Origin of the sequence: Mesorhizobium sp. M7D.F.Ca.US.004.01.2.1, assembly GCF_003997785.1 — a bacterium.
Taxonomy (GTDB): Bacteria; Pseudomonadota; Alphaproteobacteria; order Rhizobiales; family Rhizobiaceae; genus Mesorhizobium; species Mesorhizobium loti.
Window position 1 is genome coordinate 1 of sequence record NZ_RZRQ01000020.1, and the last position, 16,411, is coordinate 16,411.

General features: G+C 62.3%; 12 protein-coding genes. 5 read left to right on the forward strand and 7 right to left on the reverse strand.

Annotation, left to right across the window (positions count from 1 at the left end; all coding sequences use genetic code 11):
- Nucleotides 1-8: 8 nt before the first annotated feature.
- From tssG to tssA, 7 genes are read right to left on the reverse strand one after another with little or no spacing between them, the layout of a single operon-like run.
- Nucleotides 9-1,076 (reverse strand): type VI secretion system baseplate subunit TssG, encoded by a 1,068-nt coding sequence (gene tssG / locus EN993_RS05840; protein WP_127262631.1) that lies wholly within the window; start codon nucleotides 1,074-1,076, stop codon nucleotides 9-11.
- On the reverse strand, nucleotides 1,040-2,914 hold the full coding sequence (gene tssF / locus EN993_RS05845) for a type VI secretion system baseplate subunit TssF (RefSeq protein WP_127262632.1): 1,875 nt from the start codon (nucleotides 2,912-2,914) through the stop codon (nucleotides 1,040-1,042). The genes tssG and tssF overlap by 37 nt, the downstream gene beginning before the upstream one ends.
- 1 nt (nucleotide 2,915) lies before the next feature.
- Nucleotides 2,916-3,671: a type VI secretion system baseplate subunit TssE gene (gene tssE / locus EN993_RS05850; protein ID WP_127262652.1), complete on the reverse strand. Its 756-nt coding sequence runs from the start codon at nucleotides 3,669-3,671 to the stop codon at nucleotides 2,916-2,918.
- The gene (gene tssD, locus EN993_RS05855; protein WP_109661618.1) at nucleotides 3,658-4,119 is read right to left on the reverse strand and encodes a type VI secretion system tube protein TssD; all 462 of its coding nucleotides are present in this window, start codon (nucleotides 4,117-4,119) and stop codon (nucleotides 3,658-3,660) included. The genes tssE and tssD overlap by 14 nt, the downstream gene beginning before the upstream one ends.
- 47 nt (nucleotides 4,120-4,166) lie before the next feature.
- A complete protein-coding gene (tssC, locus tag EN993_RS05860) occupies nucleotides 4,167-5,672 on the reverse strand; it encodes a type VI secretion system contractile sheath large subunit (RefSeq protein ID WP_027035515.1) in 1,506 nt (501 codons plus the stop codon).
- A gap of 3 nt (nucleotides 5,673-5,675) precedes the next feature.
- A complete protein-coding gene (gene tssB / locus EN993_RS05865) occupies nucleotides 5,676-6,215 on the reverse strand; it encodes a type VI secretion system contractile sheath small subunit (RefSeq protein ID WP_027035514.1) in 540 nt (179 codons plus the stop codon).
- Nucleotides 6,216-6,221: 6 nt separating this feature from the next.
- Entirely contained in the window at nucleotides 6,222-7,394 is a 1,173-nt protein-coding gene (gene tssA, locus EN993_RS05870; RefSeq protein WP_109661620.1) for a type VI secretion system protein TssA, read from the reverse strand.
- Nucleotides 7,395-7,708: 314 nt separating this feature from the next.
- Here tssA and tssH point away from each other — a divergent pair, with 314 nt between their 5' ends.
- The 5 genes from tssH (at nucleotide 7,709) to EN993_RS05895 (ending at nucleotide 16,388) form a co-directional block, all read left to right on the forward strand.
- Nucleotides 7,709-10,510, forward strand: a complete 2,802-nt coding sequence (gene tssH / locus EN993_RS05875) for a type VI secretion system ATPase TssH (RefSeq protein ID WP_127262633.1) — start codon at nucleotides 7,709-7,711, stop codon at nucleotides 10,508-10,510.
- Between the two features lie 425 nt (nucleotides 10,511-10,935).
- A complete protein-coding gene (locus EN993_RS05880) occupies nucleotides 10,936-12,471 on the forward strand; it encodes an FGGY-family carbohydrate kinase (RefSeq protein ID WP_127262634.1) in 1,536 nt (511 codons plus the stop codon).
- Nucleotides 12,468-13,244, forward strand: a complete 777-nt coding sequence (locus EN993_RS05885; RefSeq protein WP_127262635.1) for a DeoR/GlpR family DNA-binding transcription regulator — start codon at nucleotides 12,468-12,470, stop codon at nucleotides 13,242-13,244. Before EN993_RS05880 ends, EN993_RS05885 begins: the two co-directional genes overlap by 4 nt.
- A 50-nt stretch (nucleotides 13,245-13,294) precedes the next feature.
- On the forward strand, nucleotides 13,295-14,953 hold the full coding sequence (locus EN993_RS05890; protein ID WP_164757553.1) for a glycerol-3-phosphate dehydrogenase/oxidase: 1,659 nt from the start codon (nucleotides 13,295-13,297) through the stop codon (nucleotides 14,951-14,953).
- Nucleotides 14,954-15,377: 424 nt separating this feature from the next.
- Nucleotides 15,378-16,388, forward strand: a complete 1,011-nt coding sequence (locus EN993_RS05895; RefSeq protein WP_109661626.1) for a sugar-binding transcriptional regulator — start codon at nucleotides 15,378-15,380, stop codon at nucleotides 16,386-16,388.
- Nucleotides 16,389-16,411 lie beyond the last annotated feature (23 nt).

Sequence of the window (16,411 nt, forward strand, 5' to 3'; positions counted from 1 at the left end):
CAGCAGGCTCATGCCGCGACCCCCGCCATTTCCGGCCGCCATCCGACGATTGTCCGCAGCCGCAGATCGTCAGCATCGCCCCTTTCAATGGGCCGCGCAAGCCAGGCGGTCCGGCCGAGCTGGACCGTTCCGAGACGGGGCGGCGGCACGGCTTCACGCGCCAGCACGATGCGCAGGTCGACGTCGAGCGATTCCCCGACCATGTCGCGAACGGCCTGCTTGAACAGTTTGAGCCGCTGGCCGCCAGGCAGGAACGCCTTGAAGTCCTCGTACCCCAGTGGGCCGACACGCAGTTCGATCCGGCTTTGGCGGTTGAAAACGCGCGGGCCTATCGTTGCCCCTCGGCCGAGCCCTGCATAGGCTTTTGCAAGGCGGGTCTGGAGACCGGCTGGGATGGTTATCCAGGCGGCGATGAACTCCTTGATCTGAACCGGCACCTTGAACGCTTCCGCCAGGAACAGCGTCAGCCGTTCCGGGCCGTCGACCTGGCTGGCGAGCGAAGCTGCCTGGCGAAGCTTCACCGTATCGAGATCGCTGTTCTGGGTGCCGGGAAGTCCTATTCCCGCCATGGCTTCAAGCATGGCGCGAACGCGCCCGCCGACCGCGCGTTCGACCTGTACGGCCGGATGCGCATCCGCCCATGCCCGATAATACAGGGCGATCATCCGGTGCTGCAGAATGTTGACGAAGTCCACGAATGTCGTGTCGCTGGTCTGCTGGGCTTCGGCGCCGGTGAACCAGCGCTGCGACAGACGATCGAGCACCCAGCGTGTCAGATGCAGCGGCAGTGGACCTTCGGGTCCCATCAGGCCGAGATTTGCGACGGTGACCCTGGCCGGAGCGTTGTCCTTCGCTTCGCGGAATTCAACCACGTCCCTGGCCGAAAAGCTGAGGCGCACATGCTGTCCGAGCCTTGCCGGCTCGCGCTCCGGCGAGCCGGAATAGCCGAACAGCCCGCCCCTCCGTTCGAGCCTGCGCAACAGCTCGAAGAAGTCGAACGTATCCGACAGCCCTTCGGCCTGGTTCGGGTCGACTATGTCTAGATCAGGTAGCGATTGCCGGGCGTCATCGGCCATGGCACATCCTCCTGCTTCTGCAGCAGCCGCGTACGGGTTCGCACAAAGCCGTTTATACCGGCATGACGAGCAAACAGCCGTGCCAGCAAGGCCGAAAGCAGCAATGTGCTTTGCCCTGCCAGGACCGACTGGTCGACATGCAATGTCACTTCCGTGCCGCGTCCGAAGCACATCGGTCCGTCGATCTGCAGCCGTTCGATGACCGACCGCGAGTCGATGCGAACGATCGAATGCACGTTGCGGGCGAGGCTCGGATCTCCTCGGTCGGCGTAAAGATCAAGCAGCGCATGCAGCGGATCGACGCCGCGGCCTTCCTTGGCAAGGCTGAGAAAGTTGAGCGCCAGTTGCGCCACCAGCCGCCAGGCGAGATTGTCGGCGCGGGATTCGCCCGCAGCGCCCAAGGGTAGCGCCGCTGGGATGGCCGGGCGAGGCGGACGCAACGCGCCGAGAAGCCGCACCGTTTCGACCGGGTCGCCGGCCTCCAGCGTCAAGGTGGGATTGTCATCGAGGATCGGCAGATCGCGGTTGGTGCAAAGCGCCACGATGTCGACACGCTTCAGCGACCGGTTCGCCGGGCTTTCCACCGGGCGTGAAATTGCCAGGAAAACATCGTCCCCTGCGTAGGAGGTGCGGGTCAGCCCGTCGCGCCGCTCGTCTTCCGTCGCGCGACGAGGGCGCCGCTCGGTGGAGTAGACCCAACCACTGCCGCGATTCTGACCTAGGCTGAAGAGTTCTGGAATTTCGGCATCGCTGCCCCCGGTGTCGGCGTCCTCCACGCGGATGACCCGATAGATTTCGAAGTCCCGCGCCCGTGTTCGGTCGGCATGCAGAACCTGGCGCGTCCTGCGCGGATCAAGCTCGATGACGTTGCACTCACGTTCGAAGAGATTGATGATCGGCGTTGCGAAAAGTTCGAAATCGGCCGGTGTCAAGTCGGCAAGCTCGGGCACTGGACGCCTGAACACGAAGATGATCTCGAGCCCGGCCGTGCATCGGCGCACGACGGACTGCAGCCCGGAAACCCGCGCATAGTGAAAGCGCTCGGGCATCATGAAATATTCGCGCAGCAGGCGGTACCCCTCGAATGTCGGACGGGTACGAGGCATCAGGGCTTCTTCGTCACTGATGCCGATCATTTCGGGTTCCGGCAAGGGCGATAGGGGATTGGTCTTGCCTTCCGCGCGTGCGCCAACGGCCGAGCAAGCGCCGAAAATCGCGTCGAAAAGCAGGGGGGCCTTGGTGCGTCCGGCAAAGTAGAGATCAAGCCGGTCGAGCGACAGTTCGTCGAGCCTGCCTTTTCCGGTTCGGGTCAGCACGATGCGGAGCGCCGCCTCGCCGGTCACACCGCCGATCGGCGCTATGCCCGCCGCCGCCAGCGCGCTGCGATCTTGAAAATAGCTTACCGAAGTGACCGCTATCGGCCACAGCGTGATGTCCTGGGCGGTGGTGAAGGTGCAGCGCGTCGAAAGGCCGGGCTGCAGGCCGGAGACCAGCCGGGTGTTGCGCTTGACGACATGGCCGGCAACCATCGTCTGGACCTGCTGGCCGGGTTTCAGCACCACCATCGCCGTTGCCGGCGCCGGCGTGACCAGATCGGGATAGAGGACATCCAGTACGCTGCGTGAAAACCGCGAGCGTTCGGCGTCGACTTTCAGCCGGGTGCGCGCCGCCAGGAAAGCGACGCCGTCAAGCAACCGCTCGACATACGGATCCGGACACGGCACCGTGTCGAGCGAGAGATTGCGCGCCACCGCCGGATGCAGGTCGGCAAATTCCGCCGCCAGCGCGCGGATATGGGTCAGTTCCTCCTCGTAATATTCCACGAAGACCCGATCCATCTCAGGCCTCCCTAAATTCGGTCCGCGCCAAGCCGTTATCGAGATTGATCGTGGTGCGCAGGCGCATGCGTTCCGGCGTCGGCGTCATGATCAGCACGGCGTCAATCTCGATCTTCAAACCCACGCTCTTGTCGCCAAGCGTTACCGTGACCTTCGTCGTACTTTCCTTGAGGCGTGGCTCGAACGTTGCAAGCACCGAGCGGATCTCGCGCGCCAGGGCTTCGCGATCAAAGTCGCGGGAGGAACGGCCGGAGAAGGATGGTACGCCGTAGTTGATCACGCTTCGACGCACCTCCGGAAAATCGGCGAGCGACGGCGGGTTGTCCGCTGCCTGCTCGCTTTCGAGGTCGGAAAGAAGCGGAACAGCCTCGAAACGCTCGGTGTTGAACAGGGCCTCGATGTCGCGACGCACGGCCTCCCGGAGCACACGGGCCGACACGACCACGCCGCGGCTTTCCATCTCCACACGGTGCTGGGTCTGAAAGGCCAGGCGGTGCAGACGCCGCTTCTGATCGGCCGTCAGCTCCGCATCGGCATCGATGAGCCGCGCGCTGCCCGTAACTAGGCTCTCCAGCCGGTCCACGCCCAGTTCGTTCTGCAAGGCCTGGCGCAGCCCGTCAATCTCGGAGGTCATGCCCGGCAGGTCGTTTACGAGGCGGTCCCAGAGAGAGGGCTGGACCGCTTCGCGTTTTGCTCGCGAACTACCGGCAACCTGCAGCTTGTCCGCGTCGGGCCGCCGGCCCTCACTTGCCGACATAGACATCCATTTCGATTTCGTCATTGCCGTCATAGACGAACTTGATCTTCTTGTAGGCGAAGCTGACCTCTTCCTCGATCAGGTCTTCCTCATCCTCGGCCTGCGACATGTCGTATTCCATGATCGAGGCGTCGGTGAGGGTGACGACCAGGTAATCCTTGGTCTCGCCATCGATGGTCCGGCGTGCCGAGAACACCACTTCGTCCAGCGCCTTGTTCTCGAACAGTGCTTTCTTCAGATAGGGCGAGGACTTGTCATAGTGCTTGGTGAACTTGATCATGCCCAAGGAAACGCGGCCGCGGCGCGAGAGCGAATTCGGATCGTATGGCGCGACTATCTTGTAATCGACCCCGTGGATTTCGATTTCATCCTCGTGGCCGTCTCGAGCGCTTGGGCCTTTGATATCCGGAACTTTCAGAAAGCCATCAATCTTCGTACCTGTGGGCATTGTCTTTCTCCACCGCTTTCAAAAAACCAAGATGGTGTTGCTGCAAATCAAGTCTTCACGGACGGCAGTTCCGACACCAGTCGGAGCGAGGCATTGATGCCCTCGAGCTGGTAGTGCGGGCGCAGATAGAAGCGGGCGTTGTAATAGCCCGGCCGCCCCTCGACGCTGTCCACCTGAACCTCGGCCGCGGCAAGCGGGCGCTTTGCGCGCGCCTTGTCGTCGGCAAAGGCCGGGTTGGCCAGCACGTATCGGTTGATCCATTCGGTCAGCCAGATCTGCATGTCGGAGCGCTCTTTGAACGAGCCGACCTTGTCGCGCGCAATGGCTTTGAGGTAATGCGCAAAGCGCGAGACCGGGAAGAGATAGGGCAGGTTGGCGCTCAGCCGCTCATTGGACTGCGCGTCGGGGTCGACCAGCCGCCCAGCCCGCGTCTCGTCGTCCTGCAGTGAGTGTGCGCCGATGAAGGCCGCGAGATCGGTATTCTTTCGATGCAGGATCGGCATCAGACCAAGCTTGGCCAGTTCCGCCTCGCGCCGGTCGTCGATGGCGACTTCCGTCGGACATTTCATCGCGATCGACCCGTCGTCGGTCGGGAAGCTGTGCACCGGCAGGTTGAGGACCGTGCCGCCATTCTCCACACCGCGGATCTGCGTGCCCCAGCCATAGAGCTTGTGGCTGCGGTTTATGTTCACGCCCATCGGGAAGGCGGCGTTCATCCAGACATATTTGTTGTGGTCGCCCTGCACCTCTTCCTCGAAGGTGAAGCCCTTCACCGGAACGGTATCCGTGCCATAGGGCAGCCGCGCCAGAACGCGTGGCATGGTCAGGCCGATATAGCGCGCGTCCTCGCTCTCGCGCAGCGACTGCCACGAAGCATAGGCCGGGTTGGAGACGATCTGCTGCAGATCTTGCGGGTTCGGCAATTCCTGCCAGCTGTCCATGCGAAACAGGCGCGGCGAGGCGGCTGCGATAAACGGCGTGTGCGCCGAAGCACAGATGCCGGAGATGTTGCGCAGCAAACCGACGTCGCGCGGGTGGTTCGAGAATTCGTAGGCGCCAATCACACAGCCGATCGGCTCGCCGCCAAGCATCGAATACTCGTCCGTATAGACTTTCTTGAAGATCGGGCTCTGGTCCCACATCTGGCCTTCATAGTCTTCGAGCGTGTCGGCCAGTTGCTCCTTGGAAATGTTCATCACCCGGATCTTCAGCTTCTGATCCGTCTCGGTGTTGTTGATGAGATACCAGAGGCCGCGCCATGTGCCTTCCATTTCGCGCACTTCGGGCGCGTGCAGGATCTCGTTGACCTGTGTCGTCAGCATCTTGTCGATGCCCGCGATCAGCGACTTGATCGACTTGATCGCATTGGACGAGATGGTGGTGGTATCGGAGCGGGACTGTGCCGCGAGGGCGAGATTGCGCACGAGTTGCTGCAGCTTCTCGCTGTCGTCCTTCTTGACTTTGAAATCCTTCTCGAGGAGTCCGCTGAATTCTCCAAGGTCTATGGCTTCGGCCTCGGCGGCGACGGCGGCGGTCTTTTGCTGTTCGGCCATGATTTACTCCCCAACCTTGTCGTCGTCAGCCAGCGCCTGGCTGGCGATCTTGCCAAGAAGCGGTTCGTTGTTCAGAAGTTGCGCGATGCGTTTTTCGGCGTCGACGCGGCCATCCATGAAGCCAAGCAGCTCCTCGAGTTGGCGACGCATCTTGAGGATCTCGGCCAGTTGCGGAACTTGCTCTGCAATCTTGTCCGGGGCGAAATCGCCCATTCTGGAAAACGTAAGATCGAGCGCCAGTTCCTCGTCCCGCTCGGCGCCCTCAGCCTGCGGCAGCGTATTCTTCACGCGGGCCTTTACCCGCGGTCCGAGCGCCTCCATGAACTTGGGGAAGCGGTTCGCGTCGGTCTCAACAAAGGAGCGGTCCAGCACCGACTTTGACGCTTCCTTGGTCTGCGAAGCACCGGAAAGGTCGGCCATCACACCCATGACGAACGGCAGTTCGATCGTCGTCGGGCTACCGTAGGTTTCCACATCGTAGGCGATCTGCACCCGCGGCGCGCGGTTTCGTTCGATGACCTTCGCTTTGCTTTCGGCTGGCATGTGTTATTACCTTTCATCCTTCTGAGCCGTCTTCTTGGCATCGGGAACACCGGCAAGGAGTCGGAATTCCTTCAGACCCGACGGGGCGAGATCTTCCATCAGTTCAACGAAATCCATATGCACCATCCGGCGCACACGCCGCGCCAGGTGCGGTATTGGGCTCGACGGTTCGGTGCGGTCATAGAAGGCGACGACGAGGTCGAGGCATTTCACCACGTCGTCGCGTGAGGAAATCCGGTCGGGAAGTCCCGTGCTCGAGTCCGTGTAGCTTGCCGCACTTGCCATAGTATCGGCTCCATGACCGTTTCGAGCAGGCGTTGCCGGTTCTGCCGGCGTGAGCGGCTTGGCCGCGCCATTCGCCACGGCGCCGGCTTTCGAATTTCGTTCGAGGGTCGTCAGCAGACGCTGCAGAAACCGTTTCAATTCCGGAACAGGAGCAGCACCACCCTCGAGCCGCGCGTTGAGAGCGGTCTCGACCGCATCAAGGGCCGCGATCGCTGCCCTTGCGTCGGCGACGAGCAAGACCATCTCTGCGTTGGCTTGATCCATCTGTGCCGCACATCCGGCACGCACCCGGTTCAACAATTGTCCGTGCGCACTGACCAGTGCGGCCTTTTCTGCCGCATTCAATCCCGAGGCGGCTTCCTGGAGCATGACACGGTCGTCGAGCGCACCCTTTTCCAAATCCTTGCCCTGAATCGGGCCGATTGCACGCGGCGCAAAGAACGTCATTTGCCGCAGGTTCGCCAACAACCCCTCCTGACCATTCTGGAGGTCGAGCAGCGCGTTGATACGGCGCAAGGCGGCATCGCGTGGCGAAGCGTTGGGCCGCAGTGCCGGATGCATGGTTTCCCAATGCTGGTCGAAGGTCTGCGCAATGAGTGTCAGCCCCTGCGCGAGCCCGGCCAGTCCTTCTTCATTGGCCAGCGCGCGCGTGACGACGACGAGCAGGCGCAGGTCCCGGCCATGCGCGCGCAATTCCTCCGCCTTGGCCAGAACCGCAGGCCAGTCGACCGGAATGGTGCTTTGCGAGGCGGGTTTGTTTTGGCCGTCGTGGACGACCTTGATCTCGGGTTCCGTCAGGCGCTCCAGCTCATGAAAAGCCGGGTCGTTGCGCAAATCCTCCCCTGACGGATTTTCACCGTCGAGCGGAGCAAGCCAGAGTGCGACATCAATCACACCAACCCCCAGCGATCGGCCCTCAAACCGTACGTGACCCTACGGTATCACACGGTTGTACTTTACCACAATTCAAGCACTGCTCAAAAAATTAACGAAAGCTGACCAGGCCGCGTCTTGGGTGCCGAAACCCTTGGCCAGATTGCCGACCCTGTATGTGAAATGCATTACACGGAGGCGGACAATTCCGTGGTTGTTTGCATCCGATGGTGCGGCACTCTCCACAATTGGAAGGGGCGCTGTCCACCACGCGCTTTGTCAAGTGACGGCTTATGTGGCAGGTTATCGACTGGCAGATTGCAGGAGCACGTTCGATGGAACAGCGCCGGTCATCGCAGACCTTCAAACGCAAGGAACTGGTCGGCAAGCTCAATCCTGTGGGTGTCCGCGCCTTCAAGGCTGCCGCCGACACCGCCAAACTGCGCGGCAATCCTTACGTCGAACTCGTCCACTTCATCGAGCAACTGGTGCTTTCCGACCGTTCGGATGTGCAAATGATAATCGCCGATGCGGGCGTGGATGCGAGCCGGCTCACGGCCGATATGACCCGCGCCGTCGACAAGTTGCCTTACGGCGCAACGTCGATCGAGGAATTTTCCGACCATATCTTCCACGCCATCCAGGAAGCCTGGAACCTGGCAACGCTTGAGTTCGGCGTCGAGGAAGTCCGCAGCGCCCATATTCTCCTCGCCTGCCTGAAGACGCCGGTGCTGGAAGGCCTGCTGTCGAAGATCAGCGGCGAGTTCGACAAGATCGACGCCGCCGCGGTCATCGCGCGGTTCGCCGATGTGATGGAGGGCTCACTCGAAGCCGGCGCGGGCATAGCGGTTCCGGCAGCCGAAACGCCGAAGCGGGCTCCGGGCGGGGATTCGGCGCTGGCGAAATACGCCACCGACCTGACCCAGCGCGCCCGGGACGGCAAGATCGATCCGGTCGTCGGCCGCGATCCGGAGATCAGGCAAATCGTCGATATCCTGATGCGACGCCGGCAAAACAACCCGATCCTGACCGGTGAGGCCGGGGTCGGCAAGACCGCGGTCGTCGAGGGCTTTGCCTTGCGCATTGCTGCGGATGACGTGCCGCCCACACTGCAGGGCGTCAGTGTGCGCATGCTCGATGTCGGATTGATGCAGGCGGGAGCAAGCGTAAAGGGCGAGTTCGAAAAACGGCTGAAGGCGGTCATCGATGAGGTACAGTCTTCCGAAACGCCGGTCATCCTGTTCATCGATGAGGCCCACACCTTGATTGGCGCAGGCGGCGCGGCTGGAACCGGCGACGCGGCCAATCTGCTGAAGCCGGCGCTGGCGCGCGGCGAACTTCGCACCATCGCGGCAACGACCTGGGCCGAGTACAAGCAGCACATCGAGAAAGATCCGGCGCTGACCCGCCGCTTCCAGGTGGTCAAGATCGACGAGCCATCGGAAGCGGTGGCCGTTCTCATGTTGCGGGGTGTGGCCGGCGTTCTGGAGCAGCACCACAAGGTGCAGATCCTGGATGAGGCGATCGAGGCGGCGGTCGGCCTCTCGCATCGCTACATCCCGGCGCGGCAACTGCCTGACAAGGCAGTGAGCCTTCTCGACACCGCCTGCGCCCGTGTCGCCATATCGCAGCACGCCACGCCGGCCGAAGTCGAAGATATCATGCGTCGCCGCCAGGCGCTGGAGGTCGAGCGCGGCATTATCGGTCGCGAGGCTGCGATCGGCATCGAGGTGAACGACCGGCAGGCACGGGTCGACTCCGGGTTAGCCGAAACCGAAGTCACGCTGGCCGCCGCGCAGGAGCGTTGGGACCGGGAAAAGGCGCTTGTTGCCGAAATACTCGAATTGCGCGCTAGGCTACGCGGCGAAGGTGTCCCGCTCGATGCGGTGGAGACGCCGGAGACCAATGGCGAAACGGCAGGCGTGGGCGCGGCTGAGACTCAGCCACCCAAGAGCGAAACGCCCAAGACCAAACCGCCCAAGACCAAAACCAAGACGGCCAAGATCGACCTGGAGACACCGGCGGCGGCCGATGCCCCTCCACCCGATCCAGCCGCCGATCTCGCCCGGTTGCGCGAACTGATGGCCGAGCTGGCCGAGGCACAAGGCGAGACGCCGCTGATCCTGCCGTCGGTCGACCGCAACGCCGTGGCGGCGGTCGTTCAGGACTGGACCGGCATCCCGACGGGGCGGATGCTGTCGAGCCAGACCGAAAAGGCGCTGCGGCTGGCCAGCACTCTGTCCGAACGCGTGGTCGGCCAGGACCACGCCATGGAGATGATCGCCAGGCGTGTGCAGACCAGCCGCGCCGGGCTCGGTGCGCCGGAAAAGCCGGTGGGCGTGTTCCTGCTTTGCGGCCCCTCGGGCGTCGGCAAGACCGAAACCGCATTGGCCCTGGCCGAGACGCTCTACGGCGGCGAGCAGAACCTGATCTCGATCAACATGTCCGAGTTCCAGGAGGCGCACACGGTCTCTACCTTGAAGGGGGCGCCGCCCGGATATGTCGGCTACGGCAAGGGCGGCATCCTGACCGAGGCGGTCCGTCGCAAGCCTTATTCGGTGATCCTGCTCGACGAGGTCGAGAAGGCGCATCCTGACGTGCACGAGATCTTCTTCCAAGTCTTCGACAAGGGGATGATGGACGACAGCGAGGGCCGGCGCATCGATTTCAAGAACACGCTGATCCTGCTCACCTCGAATGTCGGCTCCGAAGTCATCATGGATCGGACCAGAAATGGCACGCTGCGGGCAGGGCTCGACGATCTGGACACCGCGCTGCGCAGCCCGTTGCTGAAGGTCTTCCCCGCGGCCTTCCTCGGCCGGGTGGTGACCATTCCTTATTACCCGCTCTCGGATTCGATGATCGAAGCGATCACCCGCCACCAGTTTGCCAAGATCGCTCGGCGGCTGCGTGCGACCAACGACGCGGAATTGGTGATCGGCGATGGCGTCATGGACTTGGTCAAGGCCCGCTGCACCGAGATCGAATCCGGCGGACGGATGATCGATGCGATCCTGACCAACACGCTTCTGCCGGAATTGAGCCGCGGCGTGCTGAACCGGTCGCTCGAGGGCGAAAAGATGACGAAGGTGACGGTCGGCGCCTCCAAGGAGGGCTTCACCTATTCCTTCGAGTAGCTTCAGGCGAATGTTGATGAAGCATCGGCAACCGAGGCTTGCCAGGGTGCGCAGCGTCTTCTTGCCTCCCAGCCCGAGGCGCACTGCCCAGGAGGTGGACTTCTCGGCGAACCAAGCCGATCTACGGCGCTAGTCGGCCGATTTTAACGATCTAGGTGGGATATTTCGGCGGAAAAAAATTGAACAAAATCAGTTAGTTTTGCGATATATCGACGCTGAAGATGTCAGATATCGGCTGGCATCAATATCATTGTCGCACATATTGACGTTAAATTAACAGCGAGATATGGTTCGTTTGATCCGCAAGGTACCACTGCTTTTGTATCACCGTTGCTCGTCGACCGTCGCTATGTCTGTCACCCTTGCCCCAGCCTGCAGGATTGCCTTGCAGTGCGCATCGCCAGTTGTTGAAAGAGGCGGTGACCATGCCCAGTCTGCTCGGAATCGATAACGGTCTCACAGTCACCAAGGCGGTGATCTTCGATGCCGATGGCACGCAGTTGTCCGTGGCGCGTCGACGGGTTCCGCAGTCGATGCCCTATGCGCGCTGGGTGGAGCGCGACATGGCCGGCCTCTGGCAAGCGACCGCCGACGCAATCAAGGAGGCGATCGCCCTGTCCGGCCGCCTGGCAGGCGACATCAGAGCGGTGGCGGCAACCGCGCATGGCGACGGTCTCTATTTGCTCGACAAGGATCGTCGGCCGGTAGGCCCCGGGATTCTTTCGCTCGACAGCCGCGCCGGCGAGATTGTCGAACGATGGTCGGCGGACCGGGTCTTCGAAGACGCGTTGGCGCGCACCGGCCAGGCGCCGCATGTCTCGGCGCCATCGGCGCTGCTGGCCTGGATCAGGAAGAACCAACCCGACCGCTATGGGCGCATCGGGCATATACTGGCCTGCAAGGACTGGCTGCGCTTTTGCCTGTCGGGCACGATCGGCACCGACCGTACCGAGGCCAGCACCTCATTCACGGATTTCCGCACGCAAGCCTTCGCGCCGGACGCGATGCGCATCTTCGGACTGGACGATCTTTTCGATGCGCTGCCGCTGATGGCGCACTCTGCCGAGATCGTCGGGCATGTCACTGCCGAAGCCGCCGAAATGACCGGCCTTCGCAAGGGAACACCGGTGGCGTGCGGACTGCATGACGTGACCGCCTCGGCGCTTGGCATGGGCGGTCACGAGGAGGGCGTGCTTGCCATCGTCGCCGGGACCTATTCCATCAACGAAGTCGTCTCCACGGAACCACGCGTCGATCCGCGTTGGCTTTGCCGCAACGCCATCGACGCTGGCCGCTGGAACAACATGGCGATCTCGCCCGCCTCGACCGCAAACTACGACTGGTTTCTCGACACGTTCTGCCGCTCGGAGCAGGACAAGACAGGTGCCGATGGAGGCTCCATTCACAACTTGCTGGCGGCGGAGATCGACGCGGCGCTGAAGAAGTCCTCAACCATCCTGTTTCACCCCTATCTGTTCGGCTCCCCCTTTGGCGATGTCGCCAGCGGCAGCTTTGTCGGCCTGCATGGCTGGCACAATCGCGGCGATATGCTGAAGGCGGTTCTGGAGGGCATTGCTTTCAATCATCGCACCCATGTCGAAGCCTTGCGCGAGGGCTTTGCTATCAGCGAAATCCGCCTGACCGGCGGCGGCTCGCGCAATCCGGCCTTCGTCCAGATGTTTGCCGATGTGCTGAACGCCCCGGTCATCGTCACCTCGACCGACGAGGCCGCGGCCTTTGGCGCTGCCCTTTGCGCGGGTGCCGCGGTCGGCATCTTCGCGACGCCGCAACAGGGCGCCAGGCAGGTCGGCATGACGGCGCGCCAATACGAGCCTGTGCCGGCCTCAAGTGCTGTGTTCAACGAGCGCTTTTCCCTCTATGGCCGCATAGCCGGTGCGCTCGAACCGCATTGGCCGGAGATCGAGAAGCTGGCGCGGCAAGACACTGGGGGAGGCGCATGATCAAGGCCGACGAACGACGCGAAGAGATCGCCGACTATGTGATCAAGCTCGGCCAGGTGCGCATCGACGATCTCGTCGAGCATTTCGGCGTATCGCGCATGACCATCCACCGGCACATCGACCGGCTGGCGCAGCAGGGCGTGCTGCGCAAGCTGCACGGTGCCGTGACGGTTCAGCCTTCCGGTCTCTACGAAAGCGCCTTCCGCTACCGGGTGACGGTCAACCGGGCCGAGAAGGATGCGCTGGCGCGGGCAGCACTCGACTATGTCGAAGCCGGCCAGGTGGTGATGCTGGACGATTCCTCGACGGCAAACGCCGTCGCGACATTGCTGCTCGACGTCAAGCCGCTGACCGTCATCACCAACTCCGTGGCGACGGCGTCGCTGCTGACCAATGTCGACGAACTCGACTTCATCTGTCTCGGCGGCCAGTACCACAACACCTACAACGCCTATATCGGCATCGTTTGCGAGAACGCCGTGGCGCAGCTGCGCGCCAATGTGCTGATCTGTTCGGCTTCGGCCATCACCGGAACCACGGCCTTCATCCAGGACCCCAACGTTGTGCGGGTCAAGCAGGCGATGATGGCGGCGTCGGTCAAGCGCATCCTTCTGATTGACCATGCCAAGTTCGACAGGATCGCACTGCATGTCTTCGACGATCTGACCAGCTTCGACGTCGTGCTGGCGACCGAAGGCCTGGGCGATGCGCGGGCGCAAGCCCTCGAGCGGGCCGGCGTAAAGCTGCGCATCGTCAAGACGAAAGTGCCATGAGCCCAGCCGAAGAAACACATACGGAAAATCCCGCCGGGCGTTTGGCTGCCATGGCCGGGACCGGCGAGGTCGACGTCGTCATTCTTGGCGCCGGCATCAACGGAGCAGGGCTGTTTCGCGACCTATGCGCGCAAGGCGTCAGCTGCCTGATCGTCGACAAGGCGGATTTCGGCTCCGGCACCAGTGCCGCGCCATCGCGGCTCATTCATGGTGGCTTGAAATATCTAGAAACCGGTGAGTTCGGGCTGGTGGCGCAGTCGACGCTCGAACGCAATTTGCTTTTGAAGAACGCGCCGCATTATGTCAGCCCGCTGCCGACCATCATCCCGATCTTTTCCTGGAGCAAGGGCATGCTGGCGGCGCTGCGGACGCTGTTCGGCTCGACCAGCGCACCGCGCAGCCGCGGTGCCATCCTGATCAAGATCGGCTTGATGATCTATGATTTCTATGGCTCGCGAAACCAGGTCATGCCGCGCCACCGCATGGTCGGGCGGCGCCATGCGCTTAGCGAGATGCCGGCGCTCAACCCCTCGATCGTCGCCACCGGCACCTATTACGACGCCAAGATAAGCCACCCCGAAAGGCTGGTGCTCGAACTGATCCTCGATGGGCTGCAGGCAAACCCGGCCTCGGCCAGCGCGAACTACACGACGCTGGTGAAGTCCGCCAATGGCGTGCTGACCTTCCAGCCGGAAAACGGCGCGACCTTTTCGGTGCGTCCGAAGCTGGTGGTCAATGCCGCCGGTCCGTGGATCGACGATGTCAACGATCTGCTTGGCGCGCCGTCGAAGATGATCGGCGGCACCAAGGGCTCGCACATCCTGCTGAAGCATGACGAACTGGTCAAAAGCCTGGCCGGGCGCATGCTGTATTTCGAAGCCGATGACGGCCGTATCTGCCTTGTCTACGACTATCTCGGCCTGGCGCTGGTCGGCTCCACCGACATCAAGGCCGACAATCCCGACGAGGTGCGCTGCGAGCCTGACGAAGTCGAATACCTGCTCGACAGCGTACGGACGCTGCTGCCGGGGATGGCGTTCGAGCACGACCAGATCGTCTATGCCTATAGCGGCATCAGGCCGCTGCCGGCCTCGGATGTATCGCTGCCCGGGTTAATCAGCCGTGACCACTCGGCGCCGGTCGCCGAGCCGGACCGGAACAGACCCTTCGCGGTCATCTCGCTGGTCGGCGGCAAATGGACGACCTTTCGCGGCTTCGCCGAGGAAGTCGCCGACACCGTGCTCGATCGCCTGCAGCGCAGCCGCAAGGTGACGACGCAAGCCATGCCGATCGGCGGCGGCAAGGATTTTCCGGCCAATGCCGCAGCGCGAGCAAATTGGCTGGCTCTGGTGCACTCGGAGACGGGCGCTGAGGAACGGCGTCTCGATGAACTGTTGTCGCGATATGGCACCAGAGCCACGCAAATCGCCACGCATGGGTCGGGTGATGAGGGTCGGCTGCCGGATTCAGAGAGCTACAGCCGGTCGGAAATTGACTACATCGTCCGCAACGAGTTCGTCGAACATCTGGCCGATATCGTCATGCGCCGCAGCACCCTGGCGATATCAGGTTCGCTGACAGGCCGGGACCTGCAGGAGATTGCCGCGATTGCCGGACGGGCGCTGGGCTGGAGCGCTGGGCGCTTCGCAGAGGAAGTCGAGGCCGCAATCGTGGAGCTCGAGGGCCGGAACCTGATGCGGCTGGGGTGATCACCCCGTCGCCGATGCTCTTCCCAAGGCAATCCGATCGGTTTGCCCATGGATGCGCCGCATCCGCAAATCGCCCAACTCACAGACGGGTTGGGATTTTGCTGCTATCGAATATTATTCATTAAAAACAAATAGTTGATGAAAAATAGGATAGCCAATGGCTGTGCAATACTGCTGGTCTCGGCAGGAAATAACACAGATTGACGTTAAATTAACATCATCATATGATCGAATAACATGCTTGCCTCCTAATAGGTCGATGTTGCCTGCCGAAACGCTGGCAGACCGGCGTTTTGGGAAGGGGCGAGAGCTGTGAATTCCCCGCGGGCGTATGCACCAAATCCGGCGAGGGATTGACAGCGATGCAGGGATGTGAAAATTTTTGCACACAAAGATAATAATATCATCTCAGGGAGGAGATGGCTTGAAATCCGGCGGAACCGCTAACCGCGACCATGAATCCAGCCTCGCCACGCGCGCGGCCTGGCTTCACTATGCCGGGGGTCTCACGCAGGCCCAGGTGGCCAAGCGGCTCGGCCTGACCAGCCTCAAGGCGCATCGGCTCATCACCCGGGCTACCCAGGACGGCCTTGTCAGGGTGATCATCGACGGCGACGTCGGCGAATGCATCGACCTCGAGCAGCAGCTGATCGATGCTTACGGGCTCGATTACTGCGAGGTCGTTCCTGATCTCGATCAGGACGAATTGCCGTTGAAGGCGCTTGGCATCGCCGGCGCGCAGTTTCTGAAGCGCGAGATCGATCGCGGCGAGGATATGCTGATCGGCGTCGGCCACGGCCGCACCCTAGCGGCAAGCGTCGAATATCTGACGCGCACTGCCGCCGCCCATATCCGTTTCGTCTCGCTGCTTGGCGGTGTGACGCGCAAATTCGCAGCCAACCCGCACGACGTCATGCATCGACTGGCCGAGCGGACCGGCGCGCAGGCCTATGTGATGCCCGTGCCCTTCGTCGCCAACACCGCCGAGGACCGTGAGGTGCTGCTTGGCCAGCGCGGCATCAGCGATGTCTTCGACCTCGCAGGCCGGTCCGACCTGATGTTCGTCGGCATAGGCACCGCCGAGCGGGAAGCCTCGCTGGTGGCTACCGGCATGATCGAACATTCCGAAATCGATGAGGTCAAACGCGATGGCGGCGTCGGCGAGCTGCTCGCCCACTTCTTCGACGACAAGGGACGCCCGGTGGAAACGGCGCTGTCGGAAAGAATCCTGGCGCTTCCGCGAGACCAGTTGAAAGGCCGCCGGATCGTCGCCGTCGCCGGCGGCAAGATCAAAGTACGCGCGATCAAGGCGGTGCTCGAAAGCCGTTATCTGAGCGGCCTGATCACCGACGAGTCCACCGCCCGTGCCCTTGTCGAACAGAACCAATCCAATGGTGCGAAACGCCATGTGAACGGAGGATCGTCAAATGCGTGACAACGGCAGATCTGCCTTGCTGG

Bases quoted from the DNA above. Each gene is read 5' to 3' on its own strand.
- EN993_RS05885 (WP_127262635.1), top strand. From the start codon at position 12,468: ATGATCAAGGCCGACGAACGACGCGAAGAGATCGCCGACTATGTGATC.
- tssB (WP_027035514.1), bottom strand. From the start codon at position 6,215: ATGCCAGCCGAAAGCAAAGCGAAGGTCATCGAACGAAACCGCGCGCCG.
- tssF (WP_127262632.1), bottom strand. From the start codon at position 2,914: ATGGATCGGGTCTTCGTGGAATATTACGAGGAGGAACTGACCCATATC.
- tssC (WP_027035515.1), bottom strand. From the start codon at position 5,672: ATGGCCGAACAGCAAAAGACCGCCGCCGTCGCCGCCGAGGCCGAAGCC.
- EN993_RS05890 (WP_164757553.1), top strand. From the start codon at position 13,295: ATGGCCGGGACCGGCGAGGTCGACGTCGTCATTCTTGGCGCCGGCATC.
- tssD (WP_109661618.1), bottom strand. From the start codon at position 4,119: ATGCCCACAGGTACGAAGATTGATGGCTTTCTGAAAGTTCCGGATATC.
- tssE (WP_127262652.1), bottom strand. From the start codon at position 3,671: ATGTCGGCAAGTGAGGGCCGGCGGCCCGACGCGGACAAGCTGCAGGTT.
- tssH (WP_127262633.1), top strand. From the start codon at position 7,709: ATGGAACAGCGCCGGTCATCGCAGACCTTCAAACGCAAGGAACTGGTC.
- tssG (WP_127262631.1), bottom strand. From the start codon at position 1,076: ATGGCCGATGACGCCCGGCAATCGCTACCTGATCTAGACATAGTCGAC.
- EN993_RS05880 (WP_127262634.1), top strand. From the start codon at position 10,936: ATGCCCAGTCTGCTCGGAATCGATAACGGTCTCACAGTCACCAAGGCG.